Origin of the sequence: Curvivirga sp. (assembly GCF_965219885.1) — a bacterium.
GTDB lineage: Bacteria > Pseudomonadota > Alphaproteobacteria > UBA8366 > Aestuariispiraceae > Curvivirga.
Genome location: NZ_CBDCOT010000009.1, coordinates 418,131 through 437,171, shown reverse-complemented (window position 1 = coordinate 437,171; position 19,041 = coordinate 418,131). Strand labels below are relative to the sequence as shown.

General features: G+C 42.4%; 16 protein-coding genes. 9 read left to right on the top strand and 7 right to left on the bottom strand.

Annotated elements, in window-relative coordinates; genetic code table 11:
* Positions 1–86: 86 nt before the first annotated feature.
* Positions 87–2,099 (bottom strand): TonB-dependent receptor plug domain-containing protein, encoded by a 2,013-nt coding sequence (locus tag ACOQOA_RS07545; RefSeq protein ID WP_420548035.1) that lies wholly within the window; start codon positions 2,097–2,099, stop codon positions 87–89.
* A 155-nt stretch (positions 2,100–2,254) separates the two neighbouring features.
* On the opposite strand from ACOQOA_RS07545, the gene ACOQOA_RS07540 reads away from it, so the two are divergent.
* From ACOQOA_RS07540 to ACOQOA_RS07500, 9 genes are all read left to right on the top strand, one after another.
* Positions 2,255–3,259, top strand: coding sequence for a helix-turn-helix domain-containing protein (locus tag ACOQOA_RS07540; protein ID WP_420548034.1), 1,005 nt, complete (start codon positions 2,255–2,257; stop codon positions 3,257–3,259).
* Between the two features lie 143 nt (positions 3,260–3,402).
* Positions 3,403–3,915 (top strand): RNA polymerase sigma factor, encoded by a 513-nt coding sequence (locus ACOQOA_RS07535; protein WP_420548033.1) that lies wholly within the window; start codon positions 3,403–3,405, stop codon positions 3,913–3,915.
* 99 nt (positions 3,916–4,014) lie between these two features.
* The gene (locus ACOQOA_RS07530; RefSeq protein ID WP_420548032.1) at positions 4,015–5,004 is read left to right on the top strand and encodes a FecR family protein; all 990 of its coding nucleotides are present in this window, start codon (positions 4,015–4,017) and stop codon (positions 5,002–5,004) included.
* Between the two features lie 121 nt (positions 5,005–5,125).
* Entirely contained in the window at positions 5,126–7,375 is a 2,250-nt protein-coding gene (locus ACOQOA_RS07525; RefSeq protein ID WP_420548031.1) for a TonB-dependent receptor, read from the top strand.
* Positions 7,376–7,444: 69 nt separating this feature from the next.
* Positions 7,445–8,563 carry an ABC transporter substrate-binding protein gene (locus ACOQOA_RS07520; protein WP_420548030.1) on the top strand — a complete coding sequence of 373 codons (1,119 nt, stop codon included), beginning with the start codon at positions 7,445–7,447 and terminating at the stop codon, positions 8,561–8,563.
* Positions 8,529–9,602, top strand: coding sequence for a FecCD family ABC transporter permease (locus tag ACOQOA_RS07515; RefSeq protein WP_420548029.1), 1,074 nt, complete (start codon positions 8,529–8,531; stop codon positions 9,600–9,602). Before ACOQOA_RS07520 ends, ACOQOA_RS07515 begins: the two co-directional genes overlap by 35 nt.
* Before the next feature lie 50 nt (positions 9,603–9,652).
* Positions 9,653–10,384: an ABC transporter ATP-binding protein gene (locus ACOQOA_RS07510; protein ID WP_420548028.1), complete on the top strand. Its 732-nt coding sequence runs from the start codon at positions 9,653–9,655 to the stop codon at positions 10,382–10,384.
* Position 10,385: 1 nt separating this feature from the next.
* Positions 10,386–11,735: an MATE family efflux transporter gene (locus ACOQOA_RS07505; protein WP_420548027.1), complete on the top strand. Its 1,350-nt coding sequence runs from the start codon at positions 10,386–10,388 to the stop codon at positions 11,733–11,735.
* 174 nt (positions 11,736–11,909) lie between these two features.
* On the top strand, positions 11,910–12,875 hold the full coding sequence (locus tag ACOQOA_RS07500; RefSeq protein WP_420548026.1) for a dihydrodipicolinate synthase family protein: 966 nt from the start codon (positions 11,910–11,912) through the stop codon (positions 12,873–12,875).
* Between the two features lie 77 nt (positions 12,876–12,952).
* Here the strand turns inward: ACOQOA_RS07500 and ACOQOA_RS07495 are convergent, their stop codons facing one another.
* The 6 genes from ACOQOA_RS07495 to ACOQOA_RS07470 all read right to left on the bottom strand — a co-directional run bounded on the left by ACOQOA_RS07495 (position 12,953) and on the right by ACOQOA_RS07470 (position 18,858).
* Positions 12,953–14,122: a pyridoxal phosphate-dependent aminotransferase gene (locus ACOQOA_RS07495; protein WP_420548025.1), complete on the bottom strand. Its 1,170-nt coding sequence runs from the start codon at positions 14,120–14,122 to the stop codon at positions 12,953–12,955.
* A 16-nt stretch (positions 14,123–14,138) separates the two neighbouring features.
* Positions 14,139–14,873, bottom strand: coding sequence for an SDR family NAD(P)-dependent oxidoreductase (locus ACOQOA_RS07490; RefSeq protein ID WP_420548024.1), 735 nt, complete (start codon positions 14,871–14,873; stop codon positions 14,139–14,141).
* Positions 14,874–14,880: 7 nt separating this feature from the next.
* Positions 14,881–15,411 carry a 2,4'-dihydroxyacetophenone dioxygenase family protein gene (locus tag ACOQOA_RS07485; protein WP_420548023.1) on the bottom strand — a complete coding sequence of 177 codons (531 nt, stop codon included), beginning with the start codon at positions 15,409–15,411 and terminating at the stop codon, positions 14,881–14,883.
* Between the two features lie 18 nt (positions 15,412–15,429).
* The gene (locus tag ACOQOA_RS07480) at positions 15,430–16,131 is read right to left on the bottom strand and encodes an SDR family NAD(P)-dependent oxidoreductase (RefSeq protein ID WP_420548022.1); all 702 of its coding nucleotides are present in this window, start codon (positions 16,129–16,131) and stop codon (positions 15,430–15,432) included.
* 134 nt (positions 16,132–16,265) lie between these two features.
* The gene (locus ACOQOA_RS07475) at positions 16,266–17,021 is read right to left on the bottom strand and encodes an IclR family transcriptional regulator (RefSeq protein ID WP_420548021.1); all 756 of its coding nucleotides are present in this window, start codon (positions 17,019–17,021) and stop codon (positions 16,266–16,268) included.
* A gap of 76 nt (positions 17,022–17,097) precedes the next feature.
* Positions 17,098–18,858, bottom strand: a complete 1,761-nt coding sequence (locus ACOQOA_RS07470; RefSeq protein ID WP_420548020.1) for a cobalamin-dependent protein — start codon at positions 18,856–18,858, stop codon at positions 17,098–17,100.
* Between the last annotated feature and the right edge of the window lie 183 nt (positions 18,859–19,041).

Below are 19,041 nucleotides of genomic sequence, written 5' to 3'. Positions count from 1 at the left end.
AAGGTTCTTGGGTGGTGAAAATGCATAAAGTGGATGGTCGAAACCACCCACTCCATACACTGATTTTGACTGCTTCTAATGACGAGTTAGAAGTCAAGTTTTGCCGAAAGCAAAACGGTACGACCCGGATCATTATAGGGGTCAACTGAACTATTGGTACTATCAGCGCCGACATTGGTACGAGCTGCATAAACGCTATCAAATAAATTGCGAACATCAAATCTGAAGGTCCAGGCCTCAATTTCTTCAGGGTTGTATTCTGCGTAAATATTAGAAACGAAATATTTCTCTAAAGCATATCCGAGAGCTTCTTCCGTATCATCATTTTCAAAGAAATATTCATTCGTTGTACCAATGCGTACACCCCAATCAGGTAAATCATGATGGATTTCCAAGTTCATGGAATCTCCCATCAAGATACCTTGATAATGGCTACTTGTAGATGTTGGGACTTCTGAATTGACACGAACTTTGGCTTTTGAATAACCGCCACGAACAAAGCCATCACCATATGAATATTTCAAGTTCAGGTTAAAGCCATTTGTTGTGACATTATCGACGGAACCACGGTTGGAATCATCGATATCATTAGCATCGTCAATTGCCGTACTAAATACATTACCATCAAAAGTGACTGGGCCTGCTTCATAGACCATACCCATTTTTGTATTATAAGAACGGGATGTTTTCATGTCGTCATAAGTAAGAGAGGCTTGTTTGAAACCTACTTCTGATAACGGGACTGCGCCGAAGACGGTTGAACCACCACCATAAAACATCACTTCATCTGTAAGGTCATATTCTAGGTTTAAGTTGGCGCTATAACCTTTATCGTCAAATTTAGTGCCATCCGCACCTTCGAAATCATTCCAATCATAACGTCCGCCCAAAGAGGTACGAAGGTCTTCGGTAATGTTCATACGACCTTGAACATATATGCCTAGATCATCTGTTGTTTCCGTACCACGATATCCGGCACGTCCGCCATTACCATGGTCTTTGTAATAGTCAAAGCCGGTGGTAATTTTGCCATATTCAGTTGTGAATGTATTTTGGACCTTACCATTCACAGTTCGAACATCAGCATGAATATCCAGAGGTGCATTGGTACCAAAAGGTAATGGCACAGTTGTGCGTAATTCTGTGTCTGTATAAGCTAAGGTGACTTGCGGGTCCCACATGGCAGTCGGTGTTTCATCACCAAATGACAAGGTGAAATTTTGACGGCGATATTCAGTTGGAGCTGGATCACCAAAGCTTACCAAGAAGTTTGGTCGTCCAGAACGAGTTTCATTATCAATAAATTGGTTGGCTGAAAATTTGATGCGATAACCATTATTGGCGGTATAACCAAATTTCATAAGGTAGTTTTCTGCGGCCGGAGATGTTCCGTTAACTTCCTCATTTTCACCATCGTGATAGTTGTCACCATTTTCATGTGTGACATAGCCTAGAATATCAAAGCCTTCAGCTTCCATTCCAACGGCGAGATCTTCAGAAAAGCCTCTTGTGTTACTGTTATATGTAACCTTTGCAAAACCGGCATATAACTCACCTGGCTCTACCAAGTCACGACCATCTTTAGTTTCAACAGAAATCGAACCTGCCATTGCACCAGGACCTGCATCTGCTGGGGCAACGCCTGTTTCGACTTTAACGGATTTCAGCATACCAGGATCTACGATTGTTGTCCCAACATGGTGATATGTTTTATTTGCTTGGCGCGCACCATCAATATCAACAGCTAAGTTAGTATCTTCAACACCATTTACATAGATTTTTTGAGACACAGTATTAGGCGAACCCACTTTCACCCCTGGCTCTTGACGAAATACATCTTTCAATGTTTGTGGATCGTAACGCTCAATTTCCTCTGCGGTTAACTGTACACCGCCTGTGAGAACGTCTTCTTTACCATCAATGGAAATAGGCTCCAAAACAACATCTTCATCAGAAGTGACAACCTCTTTGTTTGCCTCTTGAGCCATTGCAACTTGCATGGATGCTACCATAGCAACTGTGGACATCAACATGGTGCGGTGCAGCTTGCTGCGTCCTGCAGAAGTTGCAGGTGTATGTTTCATAATGGACTTTGCCATTTTTGCCTTCTCCGAAAAAAACTTTACTTATTAAGAATAATTATTAATATCAAGCAACATTAATTTTTCCAGCGAAGAAGTATTTGCAAAATCCTCAGATTGTTTTGCGAAAATTCCAGAGGGTGCTTTTTTGCGACTTGGGCGGGTTTTTCATAATGAATTCTATCAATCGTCATAAGGTAAAACGAAATACGGCCATCTATGATCGTTCTTTAAAAGTGAGCGATCTGGATGAAATTTTAAATGATGATAATTGCTTTGGCAGTAAACCGGCCATTAAAAAGAAGGCAGAGTTTCAGGATAAGACGATTATTCGCGGATCTATTTTAAACAGTAATTACAAATCCGGTTTCCGGATTCATACAACAGATATTATTGAAGTCAGAGATTACGATGTAACCGCCACATTGGGACCTGCAATTTCCATCATTATTATGTTGGCCGGGCATATTTCCTTTGCACGTGATGGGGTGGAAACTGTGCTGGAAGCAAATGATGGGCCGAAGGGATATTTTATTTCGCGTAATAAACATATTGAATGGACACGTCATATCAAGAAAGACAACTTAATTCGAAAAGTGGTCGTGACGATGAATCATGAATTTGTCACCCAGGATTTGGATATTAACGTGTCCGCAGAGAAATGGCAGAAAATAGTAGATGAACCAAATCCGCAAATGTGGAGGCCAAGTTCAAAAGTACTCGCAATTGCAGAAAGATTGATAAGACCTACGGAAGAGAATCCGATGGTTAAAAATCTGGCCCAACAGACAGCTGCACTAGAAATCATTACCGAAGCTTTGCAGCATGTTCTGTCTGAAAAAGAGGAAAATCTCACATCAACAGATAATGTCTCCAAAGCATTGCGCATCAAGAATTATGTGGATCAGAATATTGAACAAGATATGAGTCTTGATCAACTTTCTGTTGACCTTGGGGTGAGTGTGAACAGTTTGCAAAGGTATTTTAAGGCAGAATTTAATCAACCGTTAATGGGCTATATTCGGGAACGGAAGCTGCTAATGGCTCATGAGGCGATGGAGCGGGATAATCTGACGATTGCGCAAGCTGCATTTTTAGCTGGGTATAATTCTGCTGCAAATTTCTCAACGGCATATAAGAAAAAGTTTGGATTTAGTCCTTCGCTTATAAGGGGATAAAAGTGGCTAGGTTTACTATCCCTAATAGTAAACTTAAGATGTTAGGCGAAAAAATAGTCGAAAGACTTGCAAAACCTTAAACATCCTGCCATTAGCTTATTAAGAATAATTATTAATTTCACCGATATCTGGCAATTACTACGATGATTTCTGGTCAATCCGAAGCACTAAATATCTATACGGTTCATAGAAATGAGCTTGTTGGATACGCGAAAAAAATCTTGGATGATGAAGCCCATGCGGAAGATGTGGTGCAAGAAGCCTATTTTCGATTTGTGCAGGCTGCAGAAAAAACCATCTTATCGGAACCTTTGGCTTATCTATATAGAATCGTTCGAAATCTTTGTTACGATTTACAGCGTCAATTAAAACGAGATCAGCATAGAAAGGGTAATAGTGCAGATTTGGCGCTGGAACAGCTTGCTGAATTAAGACCATCTGCAGAACGTGAGATTATAGCGAAGCAAGAGCTTGAATACCTTTCCAGATTACTTGATGAACTATCAGATAAACAGAGGATTGCATTTGAAATGCATCGTTTTGGCAATCATACCTTCAAGGAAATTGCATCGCATCTAGATGTGTCAATTGGAACGGCGCACCAATTGGTTGTGCAGGCGATTGAATATTGCAGTGATAAACTTTTTGAAGAATAATTTGAAAATAATAGGATAACAAACGTCTATAAGTATGTAGCACAATTTAAAATTTAAATTGAAAAGAATTTATAGGCTTTAATTACAGGATTTTCCCATATGGGGGGCAATTTGCAAGAGATGTTGGAACCACAAAAGGCAAGCGAATGGCTGATCAGCTTGCTAGAGAAGCCGAATGATGCAAATTTGAAGGCGGCATTTTCGCATTGGTTTGAAGAAAGTGCAGAGCATCAAAAGGATTGGGAAAAGGTCCTGAATGCTTATAAACTAATGGGAAGTGTGCCGCCGCAATATGAAGAAGAGTGGAGGCAAAAGAGTGAGGATCTGCATTCAACAGATCAGCTTTTTGTTGCAAGTAATGATAATGGGAAACTTAAGAGAAAAAGGTTTTGGACTGCTTCGATGTCCATTGCGGCCTGTTTCCTAATTGTGTTTTTAGTCAACTGGCACTCATATTTTCGTGCAGATTACGTTACTGGGATCGGGGAAGTTAAAGAAGTCGCCCTGTCAGATGGTAGTGTTGTTCGTCTAGCGCCGGAAAGTCGGTTGAATGTCTCTTTTACCACAACCCAGCGTGCGGTTGAGCTTATAGATGGTCAAGCCTTCTTCGATGTTGCGCATGATACAAAATCACCCTTTACCGTGAGGGCGGAAAATTCGGTTGTAAAGGTAATTGGCACAGCCTTTGATGTCTCTACACGCCATCCATCCGTCGAAGTACAAGTGCAGGAAGGGATTGTTTCTGTTAAACCCGATGAAACGGAGGAGATCATTCTGCGTGTTGGGGATACAATTAGAGTTAAGCCCGATTATTCACTTATCCATGGAAAAATCGAACCCAAATATGTGTCTTCTTGGAAAGAGAATAGGTTGATTGTGAATGATCGACCGGTTTCTGAAGTTATAGAAACGTTATCGCATTATCATTCTGGCACGTTACTTGTGCTTGGTGATGATATTGGTGAGCAGCCTGTAACTGGTGTTTATCAGCTTACAAATCCTGATGCCGCGTTATCTGCTATTGCACAATCTGTTGGGGCAAAAATTTATCATGTCACCCCTTGGATTACAGTAATTTCAAGTGTTTAGAATTTTTTTTCAACTTTTTTTGAAAATTTCAAAACCTCAAATCGTCTATAATGCATGTAATGAGATTAAGAAGCATTCGCATATTTAGTTGAAGCTTCATGCATATAGAAGGACAGAAAATATGAAGGGGTTTAAATCCAATCTTCGTAACAACAACTTGCTTCGTGTAGCAATGTTGTCACTGGTATTGAGCGGCGGTATTGCCGGATATCAACAACAAGCTCATGCGCAAACAATTATATCAGAAGATGTTGATTTCAATATTCCATCGCAAAACTTATCTGCGAGCTTGGCAGAATTCGGAATACAATCTGGGGTACAGGTTTCCGCACATGGGGATGTTGTGCGTAATCTGAAAGGAAATGCGGTCAAAGGAAAAATGTCGCCGCAAGATGCATTGAATCAGATTATTTCCGGCCTTGGTTTATATTTTGAAACCCAAGCCGATGGGTCCATATTGATTTCATCTGTCGATGTTTCGGTTGGTGATGAGGCGCTTGATCCTATCATGGTGTCTGAAGCTGCGGAATTTGATGACCATGCAGGCGCTGCGGATCGCGGTGATTCAAAATATATTACACCAACTGACTTAGCGCGTCGTACACCAAGTGACTCAAAGGATTTATTTGCGGGTGAAGCTTCTATTTCAGTTGGCGGTGCGCAAACTTCCACCCAAAAAGTATATATCCGTGGTGTTGAAGAGCATAACCTAGCAGTAACAATTGATGGTGCCCGTCAAAATAATAAAAACTTCCACCATACAGGTAATAACCTTTTGGACCCGAGCTTGCTGAAAGCTGTACGAGTTGATCCAACTGTTGCACCCGCCGATGCTGGCCCGGGCGCACTTGCTGGTGGCATTACCTATGAAACCATTGATGTCGGCGATGTTTTGGATGAAGGTGAAAATGTTGGTGGTTTTACAACGGTTTCTTTTGAAACAAATGGCGATATCTTTACTAACAGTAATGCGGCTTACGGTCGGATTGATGGATTTGAAATCTTAGGTTTTGTGAAAGGTGCCAAAGGGGACGATTATGATGATGGAAGCGGTGATACTCAGCTAGCTTCCGGTACGGAATTATATTCTTTCTTGGGTAAAGTTGCATATGAAGCTGAAAACGGTCATCGTTTTGAAGTTTCCGGTGAGAAGGTGAAGGATCACGAAAATCGACCATATCGTGCAAATATCACCAATTTAACGAACCGTAACACCAATGAGCAACGTGCCTATAATTTGGACCGTTCTAACTATGTATTTAACTATAGCCTTGAAGGGGCAAGTGGATTATTCGACCCTAAAGCGACTCTTGGCTATGGGATTGCTAATGTGGATGTGCCCGATCCATTCGGTAGTGAAGGGTCAACAACCAGTTTATCAGGTAAAATTGAAAATGATTTCAATTTCGATAGCGAAAATAAAATTACAGCTGGTGTCGATTTTTATAAAGATGAAAACGAATATGATGATCCAACTTCAGATGCGATGACTGAAAAAGCCAATAATGTTGGTATTTATGCACAAGCACGCATTAGACCGCTTGAAGATTTGAATGTATCTGTTGGTTTCCGTGGCGATCGTCAAACATTCGAAGGGCATGATGGCACCGATTTTACCAATGATGGCTTAAGTGGTAACGCTTCCCTTGCCTATGATGTGCATGAAACCACAACATTAAAGGCAGGTTATTCTAATGTGTTTGGTGGTATTAGTATCGCTGAAGGATATATCTATAACTCTGCATGGGATTATAATGCTGCAGAAGTGAAGCCAACACGTTCTGAGAACTTTTCAGTTGGTTTTGAAACCAATATCGATGGCTTTACTTTTGATACAAGCATCTTCCGCAGTGATTTCAAAAATGCACGTGATGCAAGTTACAATGGTGGCCCTGCAACAAATGTAGATTTCCGAACAGACGGTTATGAAATCGGTTTTGGCTATAACTGGATTTCCGGTTTTGCCCGTGTGTCCTATTCTGATACTGAAATCCGTGTCGATGGTGAATTTACAGATACAGATGCATCACAATATCTTGGCTCACCAGTTGGTCGCATTATTGCAATCGAAGCGGAACAAAGTATTGGCCAAACAGGTGTTGCAATTGGTGGTACAATTGATGCCGCACTCGCGAACAGTGAGATAGGCGGTTCTTCACAAACTGAGAGCTTAGACGGTTATACAGTCTTCAATCTATATACAGAATATAAACTTGAAGATTATGAGTTTTTAACGTTACGATTTGAAGCAAATAATATCACGGATCGTGAATATGCTGATCGTACGACTTATGGTTCAGAATTTACAAATGTAGAGCCAAAGAACGAGCCGGGACGCTCCTTCATGGTTTATGCAAAAGCTGAGTTTTAATCCTAACTTTCAGGAATGGTTCAAGTCACTTTGGGGCTTGAGCCATTCTTATTTTTTAAGGGAAAAATTATGTTAAAATCCTTATTCTCAGGCTTGGCATTATGTCTTTGGGCATCGCAACTAGTTGCTGCCGAAATCAACACAATCGATTTGGCTGGACGTGAGATTAAAATCGAAGGTTCTGTTGAGCGATTTGGGGTAAGTGAAGGGCGTTATCTTACTGTTCTATCTCTTTTAAGGCCTGAAAACCCTGTAAAGGGGGTTGTTGGCATGATGACAACTTTGGGTTGGACACATCCAGAATTGGAACAAAAGCTTTATGCGCGTTTTCCCGAAGCAAAAAATATCCCAACTTTTGGGATGCAAAGCGCAGATAGTGTTTCTATCGAAAAAATTATTGAGCTGAAGGCGCAAGTGGCATTTTTAGGTTTAAGCGATCACGGGCCGAATTCTAAGGCGAAAGAGCTGATCGACCTTTTGGAAGCTTCGGGTACCAAAGTTGTATTTATCGATTTCAGGTTGGATCCATTAAAGAATACTATTCCTTCATTGAAACTGATGGGGGAAATCCTTGGTGAACAAGAAAATGCGCAAAGATATATCGATCTTTATCAACAAAAGCTGGATTTGGTGAAGTCGCGCGTTGCAAAGATTAAGGATAAACCGAGCGTATTCTTGCAAGTTCATGCTGGACGACGTGAATGTTGTTGGGGCATGGCTGAAGGTATGCTTGGCCCGTTTGTTGGTGAAGCCGGTGGAGTAAATATTGCCGATGCTGTTGCGCCAGGACCAACTGCGTTACACACAGCTGAATTTTTATTAGTTGAAAATCCCGATGTCTGGATTGGTACAGCATCTGGTTGGAAACAGGAATATGATGGCGGGGCTTTGCCGGTCACAGTTGGTCCGGGTATGTCCGATGAGATGGCGGAAGGCAGTCTTGGAAAATATTTAAAGACGACGGACTTTCAGGCAATTGATGCTGTAAAGAATGATCGTTCGCATGCTTTTTGGCATAACTTCTATAATTCACCCTTCAATATTGTGGTTCTTGAAGCCTTTGCCAAATGGTTACATCCGGAAGAATTTAAAGATATAGATCCAGACGCGAGCCTACGTCAGATCTATAAAGACTTTATGCCATTTGAAATTGATGGAACTTATTTCACCACTTATCATCATGAATAATACTTCCTCTCTTTACGTAAATTTTTTACGATTAAATGGGCGGCGCTATCTGATCCTTGCAGGATTAAGCATAGCGTTGCTTGCTAGTTTATGGCTTGATTTAATGTCAGGGCCTGCGGGTTTAAATGCGGGGCAAATTCTATCTGGTTTACTTGATCCGGAAACACTTGAATTACGATATCGCATTATCCTTTGGGACGTTAGATTGCCAGACGCACTTATTGCCTTGGCAGTCGGTGGGGCGCTTGGATTATCGGGTATTGAAACGCAAACCGTTCTTGATAATCCATTAGCAAGTCCGTTTACACTGGGCATTTCGTCTGCTGCTGTCTTGGGCGCAAGTTTTGCTATCATTGTCGAACCTGCGATTCCTTTTGTGCCCTCATATGCGATCCTTCCAACTTTGGCTTTATGTGGAGCTTTAGCTTCCTCTGCGATTGTGCTGGTGGTTGTGCGTGTTTCAAAAGGAAGCCGCGGTATGGTGGTGTTATTTGGTATCGCGATGTTTTTCCTCTGTGATGCGTTGGCATCCGGTTTTCATTTAATTGCCGATGCCGATGCTGCACAGCAAATTGTCTTCTGGGCTATTGGTAATTTAACCAAAGCTGGTTGGCTTGAAGTCACCATTGTAAGTTTGTGTTTACTGTTGATATTTCCGTTTAGTATGCGGCAGGTATGGGTATTAACTTTGTTGCGAGGCGGTGAAGACCATGCGCGTAGTACAGGTGTAAATATCGCTGGACTTCGAACTTGGGTGATTGTTCGGTCTTCTATATTGGCAGCTTTTGCCGTTTGTTTTGTAGGCACAATCGGATTTGTCGGACTTGTCGGCCCTCATATTGCGCGAATGTTGCTTGGGGAAGATCATCGTACTTTGTTACCCGGGTCTATCCTTTGTGGGGCGCTTATTCTTTCCTTGGCATCTGCGTTATCTAAGACACTCATTCCTGGGGTGATTGTACCTGTTGGTATTTTAACAGCTGTTGTTGGGGTGCCGATGTTCCTGTCTTTATTGTTTAAAAAGAAAGGTCAGTTCTAATGGTGCTAAAGGTATCAAATGTTTCGGCCTTTTATGGAAAGAAGGAGATATTGAAAGACATCTCTTTCCCGGAAATCCCACAAGGTAGTTTGGTAGGATTGTTGGGGCCAAATGCCTCTGGAAAATCAACTTTGATGCGTTGTATCTCTGGAGAGAAGAAATGTCAGGGAACTATCGAATTTAAAGGCCTAAATTTAAAAGAGACAAGCCAAAAGCTATGGTATGATTTGGTAGCTACCATGCCGCAAACACCACCTTCCCCCACAGCCTTGACGCCAACTGAATTGATGTGGAGTACCGCGCGATCTTTAGCACTTCCATTATCAGATAAAGATTTGGCGCGTAAGATTGAAACCATCTTTGATAATTTAGGCCTTCGGAGTTTTGAGTTATCTCCTCTTCAAAGTTTATCCGGCGGTAAACGCCAACTTGTTGGTCTTGCATTGGCGTTGATCCGTGATCCTGAATTGTTGCTACTTGATGAACCAACTGCTGCCCTTGATTTGCAATGGAGGATGATTGTCCTTGATTGGGTGAAAAAGAGAGTTGAAGAAACACAGACAATCGCAGTGGCGGCGCTTCACGATTTGGATATGGCAGCGCGTTTTTGCGATATTTTGGTGTTAATAAATGAAGGTGAAATTGTTGCTGTCGGTCCGCCGGAAGAAGTCCTGACGACAGGGAATATCGCCCATGTTTATCATGTGGAGACAGAATTAGGTTTCTCGCAACGTGGGAATCTACAAATCGACGTCATCGGCCCGATAGCCTCAAGAGGGTGATATGGAATCTGATCGCAAAAGTCCGCGTTTTATAAAACTGGCAATGTTTCTAGGGCTGTCGCATTTGGCGCATATTGCGATCGGCGTGACAGATGTGGCCATGGCAGGATGGTTAGGAACAGATAAATTAGCCGCAGTTGCCTTAGCAGCATCTGTCTTTTACGTAATTATTTTATCAAGTATTGGCTTTATCGCGGGGCTTTCCCCGTTACTTGCAAAATATGAAGGGGCAGGTGAGACTGAAAAGATTATTTCAACGCTGACTATTGCGGCTTACATCGTCTTGGGAATAACCATTATTGGCGTTACAATTTTATTCTTTGGTGACGACTTGTTGTTAATTTTGCAGCAGCCAGAAGATTTGATTGAACTGACACCTCCTTATTTTTACTTCCTGATACCAAGTGCAATTGCCGTTAATATTTTCTGCTTTTTGTGGGTTTTTGCTTCTATACGAGAACAATCTCAGGCGATTTTTTGGATTTCATTTCTCTCCATCTTTGTAAATTCAGGATGTAATTATATCTTTATGTTTGGAGTTGGGAATTTTGACGGTCTTGGTATTGCAGGATTGGGGTTAAGTACATTTATAAGTATTTGTCTTAAGGCTGTTACATTATATATCTGGCTCAAATCACGTAATGTAATCGGGCGGTTAGCTTTCTTGAACCCGTTTCATGTGTTTACTAAAAATGCTACTATGCTGGTACTATCTTATGCGGTGCCTATGGCGATATTGGAAGCTTCAACCATTGCTTTCTTTACAGTGATTTTATTTATCATTGGCTTGGCGGGAGCTGATTACATCGCGATCCATGCGATCACTATACAAATTGCAGAAATTGGAATTGCTTTTGCCTTAGGGTTTAGTGAAGCCGCGGCTATTTCAATTGCCTATGCGGTTGGTGAGAAACAATATGACCAAATCAGAAAATTAATAGTGAAGGGGTTGTCTTTTGGGGCAGCTACAATGACGGGATATGCATTCATTTTAATGATGTTTGGGGACATATTTGTGCCGTTATTTACGGACGAGGAATTAGCGAATACAGAATTTGTGATGGCGCAAGCAAAAGCGGTGCTAATATTAGCGGCTCTTTGTCTGATTATTGATTCTGGTCGTATTACATTGATCGGCGTTTTGCGCGGATTAGGGGATACAGAAAAACCGGTTTACTATTCCATATTTGGATTATGGGGCGTGGCCATTCCTTTATCTTATCTTCTATCAATCCAGTTTAATTTATATAATTCCGGAATTTGGTTAGCTTTGATGTTAGGGATGGGCGTTGTTAGTTTTATCCTGTTCTGTCGATTATTTTATATTCGTAAAACATCCATAACTATCTGATCATAATAATATAACTTCTGCGTAACTTTGAAGCTTTGGGTAAGGTTTCAAAATTCTTCTAGACATAATATTTTTTCTGATATATCACTGATATATTACAAGATCGAAATGGCGTTACTCGCCTATGATATTCGCTCTGACTGGTTCGTGATTTATTGATAGGAGAATACCCCAATGAGCCCAGATATCTTTTCAGGTTGTATCCCTGCCTTGATGACGCCTTGCGACGCAGATCGTAATCCTGATTTCGACGCTCTTGTTCGTAAAGGGAAAGAGCTCATTGCAGCAGGTATGTCTTCGGTTGTTTATTGCGGTTCTATGGGGGATTGGCCTTTATTAACAGATGAACAACGTATGCAAGGTGTGGAAGCTTTGGTAAAAGCGGGGGTGCCAGTTATCGTTGGTACCGGGGCAATTAATACGAAAATGGCTGTGGCACATGCGGCGCATGCCCAAAAAGTCGGCGCACATGGTCTTATGGTTATACCGCGCGTTTTATCACGTGGGACTTCTGCAGCAGCCCAGCGTGCGCATTTTAAAGCAATCCTAACTGCGGCATCTGACTTGCCGGCAGTTATTTATAATAGCCCATATTATGGTTTTGCTACACGTGCTGATCTTTTCTTTGATCTTCGTAACGAGCATCCAAACCTGATCGGGTTTAAAGAATTTGGTGGCGAAGATGATATGCGTTACGCTGCAGAATATATTACCAGCGGTGATGATAATGTGGCCTTGATGGTTGGTGTTGATACCGCGGTCTTCCACGGCATTGTGAATTGTGGTGCGACAGGCGCAATTACAGGGATTGGGAATGCGTTGCCGAAAGAAGTTTTGCATCTGGCAGCCCTTTGTAATGCGGCGGCAAAAGGGGATGCGGATGCTCGTGTAAGAGCGAAAGAACTGGAAGAAGCTTTAGTCGTGTTGTCCTCCTTTGATGAAGGCGCAGATTTAGTTCTTTATTATAAGCATTTGATGGTGATGTTAGGTGATAAAGAATATACCCACCATTTCAATGAAACAGATGCGCTATCCGATAGTCAACGCGGCTATGCAGAGCAACAGTTTAACCTATTCCGTGCATGGTATGCAGCATGGAGCAAGCAATCAGGCGCTGTTGCGACATATGCACCGAAATAACCCGACATCAGAACAGACCTGATGTTTCCTGAGAGCCGTTACTTCCTTTTGGTTTTGTGTGGAAGTAACGGCTTTTTTTATAGATGAGGTAATAGGCGATCAATGGCCTCATTTAACTGTTCTGGTGTTTGTGCAAAACATAGTCGGAACCAGCCGGGTTCATGCATTAAGAAAGCATCCCCCGGTGCTAAACCAACTTTCGCATCTTTAATAAGTTTACGCGCAAATTCGATCGAATCTTCAACTCCTTGCACTTTGAAAAATGCATAAAAAGCGCTATCCGGTGTAGGGCAAATAACATTGGGATGATCGGCAAGGCGGCTCTGAATAATGTCACGTGCCTGACGATATTTCTCTGCTGTTTGGCTTATGAATTCCTCACCTTCTTTTAGGGCTATAACCCCAGCACGTTGGGAAAAAGGTGGCGCGCAGGCCACTGAAAATTCGGCAATTTTTTCAACCAATGGAGTTAGGGATGCAGGCAAAGTTAGCCATCCGAGACGCCATCCGGTCATCGCCCAGCTTTTTGAAAAGGAATTGACCACGATCAATCGATCCTCAGGCTCTGCGACATCTAGAAAGGAAGGAGCAACTTTACGGTCAAATACCACACGTGAATAAACTTCATCGGATATAATCCAGGTGCCACGTTCACGTAGGGTTTTGAGGATATGATCCATCTTTTCTCGTTCCAACATGAATCCTGTTGGATTGGAAGGGGAGTTGATTAGGACCGCTTTTGCTGGTTTGCATGCGTCCAGGAATGCATCCACATCTAGATGCCAGCGTCCGTTTTTAATTTCCAGTTGATGGGTGATCAAATTTGCACCTTGTAAACGAGGGATTGCCAACAAGTTTGGAAAGGCAGGTGTCAAAGTGGCGATCGTATCCCCTTGATTCAGTAAGCATTGAAAGGCCAGATTTAGCGCATTGCCTCCAGAGACAGTGACTGCAATACGGTTTGAGCCAATCTCTTTTCCATACAGATTACTCATATATTCTGAAAGGGCTTGGCGTAAATAGGGACGACCTAGACCTTCGGCGTAGAAAGTTTCCCCTGCTGAGAGGGAGGATGCTGCTGCATCACAGATGAATTGTGGGGTTGGTTCATTTGGTTCACCAAACCATAGAGGAATTAATCCTTCTGTTCCCATGGCTGCATTGGCTAACTCACGTGTAATGGATGGGGATGCATCTATCGCACGGCTGCTTAAACCTTCACTGGCTTTGGTGATTTGCAATGTCATCGTTTACTCCATCAATTTAATAAGTGGCGCGCCCACCGGATAAGTCAAAAACCGCACCTGTGTTGAAAGTACAATCATCTGAAGATAGCCACATCACCATACGGGCGGCTTCCTCAACCCAGCCTAAGCGTTTCATAGGGGATTTGTCGATCATGATTTGAACAAATTCCGGTTCCATCTGATCAAGAATAGCTGTCTTGATCGCCGCCGGCGCAATGCAATTCACGCGGATATCAGTATGTGCCAGTTCTTTAGCCAAAGATTTGGTGAAGCCAATCACACCTGCTTTCGCTGCGGAATAGGCAGAAGCGTTTGGTGTGCCTTCTTTACCAGCCAAGGAAGCCATGTTGATAATGCGACCAAATCCATGTTTTTGCATGATTGGTACGATTTGATGAGCCAGATGAAAAGTGCCCGTCAGATTAACTTCAATCACACGCGTCCAAGTTTCCGGATCATTATCAACAACGGGAAGCGTTGGACCTGCGAAGCCTGCATTATGGGATAGGAAATCAATTGTGCCATAGGCATTTACAGTTTTTTCAATTGCCTTGGTGATTTGATCCGGCTGACTGATATCAACCTTACAATATATGCATCCGTTAGGAAGGTCAGATGGTTCAGATAAATCCCATATAGCGATATTGGCACCTGCCTTTGCATAATGTTTTGCAATTTCTAATCCAATACCAGCGGCACCACCTGTTACAACTGCGGTACGATCTTTATAGTCATAAATAATATTGCTCATAGATCAGTTACCGTATGAAATTTTTTACGTAATCGGCACCGAGGCCGACATTTTCAAAATGTTTGCGACACATTTCGATCTTGGTAAATACATCTTCATAGCCAAGATGATTACCATCGGGGTCACAGTAATACATGACGCCATTTACTTGGAAATAAGTGATCATTTCATCGACATCATCCGGTACAACCAATGTGTGCGTTTCACCTGGCGGTTCAAATACATATCCACCTTCACGGGCCTCCCAATCATGTTCCAGATAATGCCAACGTCCTTTAAGAACAAATCCATGTACTGCATTGGGGTGACGATGACGTGACAACACGCCTGACTTTGTGACCTTTAGTAGATTCATCCAATATCCTTGACTGACATTTAAGCAAAGCGGACGAAAGAAAACATGTTCTGCCTGTTGCACCCACATGCGTGGATCCTCTTCGGATAGGGCATCAGGTACAACAATTTCAGGTAAAGCGTCTTGAGGCATAGGATGTTTATATGCAATACGCGGGTTTTCATCTTTTTCAACTAATGGCATTGAAAAATCCTTTCAGGTTTAGACAGCTGCGTAACCGCCATCGACATTCAAAATAGTTCCAGTGACAAAGCCTGCTGCTTCGGAAGCGAGAAATAAGGCCGGACCAATAAGATCTTCAGGTTGTCCCCAACGTGCCATGGGTGTGCGCGACAAAATAGCTGCGCTGCGTTCTGCATCATCTTGTAAGTTTTGAGTGAGTGGCGTTGATATCCAGCCAGGGGCCAATGCATTCACACGGATATTGTCCGACGCATAAGCAATCGCCAAGGATTTAGTTAATTGTGCTATGCCGCCTTTGGAAGCGGCATAGCCAGGCACCAAACCACCGCCAAAATAACTGAGCATGGAGGCGATATTGATGATTGATCCATTTCGATCTGCTAATAGAGGGCGTGCCGCTGCACAAACACGCATGGTGCCGTTTAGATTGATATCTACCACTTGAGCAAAGACGTCGGGGGAGAGTTCTTCTTCTCTGCGAATGACACCGGCGGCATTTACAACAACATCTAATGAAGACAATGTATCGATCAGGCTAATAACAGCATCTAAATCAGTTACGTCGAGATGACGATAGCTTATATTTTCTTTGTCTTGAGGAAGGTCACCAAGACCCACTGCAAGTACTTGGCAATTTGCGTTTGCGAAACCTTCGGCAATTGCCTGACCCAAACCACTTGTCCCGCCCGTGACAAGAACTTGTTTCTTTGCATGCTTCATATCAATCTATCCTGATTAATGTCCATATTATGGACTAAATTATTCATATATGGACAAATTAACATATCTCTATTTCAGGTCAGTGAGTAAAAAGCAAAAATGCCGAAGTTAACTTTCGGCATTTCAAAGGATGGTTAGGTGAGCAGTTTCCCAATTTTATCGACACATTGAAGCAGAGGGCCGATATATTCATGATATTCGGGCTTTAATCGATATTTGGGAATTGAAACGCTTATGCTCGCTTCTGGTATGTTGCGATCATTTAAGATCGCAGCCCCAAAACAGACGATACCTTCTTCATTTTCTTGATCATCAAAAACATATCTATGCTTTCTAACTTCTTCTATTGTCTTACGAAGCTGAACTTTATCTGTTGTTGTGAACGGTGTGATCGCAGGCAGCGATATGCGAGTAAGCAGCTCCTCACTTTCTTCCGTGCTCAATGCAGCCATAAAGGCTTTGCCAACACCACTGGAATGAAAGGGGACACGGGTGCCAATCTTGGACGCCATCTTTACTGTGGCACGACTTTCAAATTTATCAATGTAAACCAGTTCATCTCCGCTTCTAATAGCAAGATGGACGGTTTCACCTGTTTGGTCACGAAGTTCTTCAAGTGCGTTTTGTGCAATGGACCGGATATTATTATCTGATAAAGCACGCCGGGCCAAAGAAATTAAACGGCCACCTAAAGCATAACTTTTATCGTTATTTCGTTTGATTAAACCTTCTTGTTCAAGTGAGGCAAGGATACGATAAAGAGTTGGGCGGCTTAATTCTGTTGTCTTCAGTAAATCTGATATGAGAGGCGGTTTTTCTGCATCGGCGATTTCTTGTAAAACCTGAATGCTTCTACCAAAGCTTTGAGTGCCTTGAATAGTATTCGCCATTGATGTTCCCCCATTCAGGTTTGTCTGATTCTCGAAAAATATGAATATCTTAGTTATATAGCAGAAAAATTCATGCTTATGAAAGCTGTGATAAGATAGTGGATGCTGCTTCCATATCTGCGCATGGATAAGCGCCGAGTTCCCTGATTTTTTGTGTCACGTCTGTTGGGAGGTTCGTATTACTATTTTCAGGAATTTCATTTAAACGACCCCCGACTAAAATTGGAATATTAATTCCCTGATCTTTCATCTCATTTAGTAAGGATTTTGTGTAACGAAGGGCCACACCATTATAGGTGCTAATGGCGATCGCCTTGGCATTATGAGTTTTTGCGAGACTTATAATAACTTCTGGATCACTTGAGACACCACCATCTATGACATTCAAATTGGCATTTGCAAAAATCATATCAAGAAAGACTTTCCCATGTTCATGAACGTCCGTCGTTGCAGTGAGTATCGTAAAATCCTTTTCGCCCAGTTCAAACAATCCTTTTGCAGAGGCAGTTTCCAGATATTCTGTTGCCATTTCTTCAAGATGAGTGAAGGTAGTTGCTGGAATAACAGGTTGTCGTCGTAACGGTTTTTTATCGGGAATGGGGCCAATGCCAAAGCGTCGTTCAAGTTCCCGTCCGCCGATGCGTCGTAAAGCAAGAAGTAGCTCAAATGGGTCATTGCAGTTAAAGCCAGCCTGCTTGAAACCCGTCAGGACATTTTCGGTAAATTGTCTGCCACCTTTTACGAGCTGATTACAGATCTCATCAATTGCAGCGAAATTGAAAACAGGTTCGTAGCCCTCTGCCAATTGAGAGAGGCGATAAAGATGTAATTGCGCATCGATTACTTCATCTACATCTGGAATACGTTTGTTTTCTGTGACAGGGACAGGATTTACCGCATGTCCACTTGGTAATGTATTTTGTGCCACAATATCGCTGAGGAGGTAGGACGCAAGTGAGGCATAATTTTCTGCACTATCGCCTTCATATAAAACAGTTGCACCAAAGACTTGCGATCCCGGAACGCCATCCGTCACAACAGAAAGTGCACGCTGGAAAGCTATACGTGTTAAGGGTTCTGTGAAGTGATGGCCGTAACAAACAGCATATTTCGCCCCAATCAGATCAGTGACGATGTATTTCTCAAGAATTGCCATGCCTAATGCACTGGTCAAATCTTCAAAGATAGCGGCAAAACCATCATCAAGATTTGAATGTACGAGCACATCAACAGGCTGAGCGGCAATCAAACCTAGTGCTTTTACGGTGTTTGCCGTTGTTTCAACATCATCAGTGTAATTAGGTAATCTGAAAGTGAAAAACTGCCCAAGATTGCCAATAGTGGTTGCCCCTGCAGACAGGGCTGCGCAGGTATTCTCTAAGGCACCAGGAAAACCTAACATGAAGTCGCCAAAATGCATGGCCGAAGGTACAGTGTCGGATAGTTTTTGAAAATCTTCAGGGCCGTTCAAAATAAGTCCCGTTCCTGTTACCTTGCCCGCTCGACTTTCTTTTGGATAGCCCATGGACCAATCAAGACAAACGCCAAAACGATCAACGGTGGCATCTTTTTCCTGACAAGTGTCATAGATGCGTTTTAAAGCTTCGCAAGTATGTTCAAGGCTGCGATAACCAAGATGGGCATGTTGCATGAGGCGGCGGTTTCGAATGGCCTTATTTTTATATTCTATCTCGTTGGCAACAGCATGTTCCCTAAGGAAGAGATTGCTGCCTACCGTCCAGTGGGATTGTAATTTATGTCCCTCATTCAATAGCTCTTCACCGGAAGGAAGATCTGTTTCTGGTAAAATTTTCTTCTTATCAAGATCAGCCATCATGTTGAAATCTCATATAGATAGAGGCGTTATTCATTGGTTATGGCAAAACCGTAGGGCTAAACGAATAAAAAATCAAAAGCTATCTGACATGCGCTTACTATTCTCAATGGCATCGGGTTTTATCTCCCTATTTTTTATCTGGTTAGATTTCTTCTAATCAAAGCTAAGGAACTCAGTCCTTAT

Coding starts and splice junctions, on each gene's coding strand:
- ACOQOA_RS07490 (WP_420548024.1), bottom strand. CDS start 14,873: ATGAGCAATATTATTTATGACTATAAAGATCGTACCGCAGTTGTAACA.
- ACOQOA_RS07485 (WP_420548023.1), bottom strand. CDS start 15,411: ATGCCATTAGTTGAAAAAGATGAAAACCCGCGTATTGCATATAAACAT.
- ACOQOA_RS07525 (WP_420548031.1), top strand. CDS start 5,126: ATGAAGGGGTTTAAATCCAATCTTCGTAACAACAACTTGCTTCGTGTA.
- ACOQOA_RS07495 (WP_420548025.1), bottom strand. CDS start 14,122: ATGACATTGCAAATCACCAAAGCCAGTGAAGGTTTAAGCAGCCGTGCG.
- ACOQOA_RS07480 (WP_420548022.1), bottom strand. CDS start 16,131: ATGAAGCATGCAAAGAAACAAGTTCTTGTCACGGGCGGGACAAGTGGT.
- ACOQOA_RS07475 (WP_420548021.1), bottom strand. CDS start 17,021: ATGGCGAATACTATTCAAGGCACTCAAAGCTTTGGTAGAAGCATTCAG.
- ACOQOA_RS07470 (WP_420548020.1), bottom strand. CDS start 18,858: ATGATGGCTGATCTTGATAAGAAGAAAATTTTACCAGAAACAGATCTT.
- ACOQOA_RS07520 (WP_420548030.1), top strand. CDS start 7,445: ATGTTAAAATCCTTATTCTCAGGCTTGGCATTATGTCTTTGGGCATCG.
- ACOQOA_RS07500 (WP_420548026.1), top strand. CDS start 11,910: ATGAGCCCAGATATCTTTTCAGGTTGTATCCCTGCCTTGATGACGCCT.
- ACOQOA_RS07545 (WP_420548035.1), bottom strand. CDS start 2,099: ATGGCAAAGTCCATTATGAAACATACACCTGCAACTTCTGCAGGACGC.
- ACOQOA_RS07530 (WP_420548032.1), top strand. CDS start 4,015: ATGGGGGGCAATTTGCAAGAGATGTTGGAACCACAAAAGGCAAGCGAA.
- ACOQOA_RS07535 (WP_420548033.1), top strand. CDS start 3,403: ATGATTTCTGGTCAATCCGAAGCACTAAATATCTATACGGTTCATAGA.
- ACOQOA_RS07515 (WP_420548029.1), top strand. CDS start 8,529: ATGGAACTTATTTCACCACTTATCATCATGAATAATACTTCCTCTCTT.
- ACOQOA_RS07540 (WP_420548034.1), top strand. CDS start 2,255: ATGAATTCTATCAATCGTCATAAGGTAAAACGAAATACGGCCATCTAT.
- ACOQOA_RS07505 (WP_420548027.1), top strand. CDS start 10,386: ATGGAATCTGATCGCAAAAGTCCGCGTTTTATAAAACTGGCAATGTTT.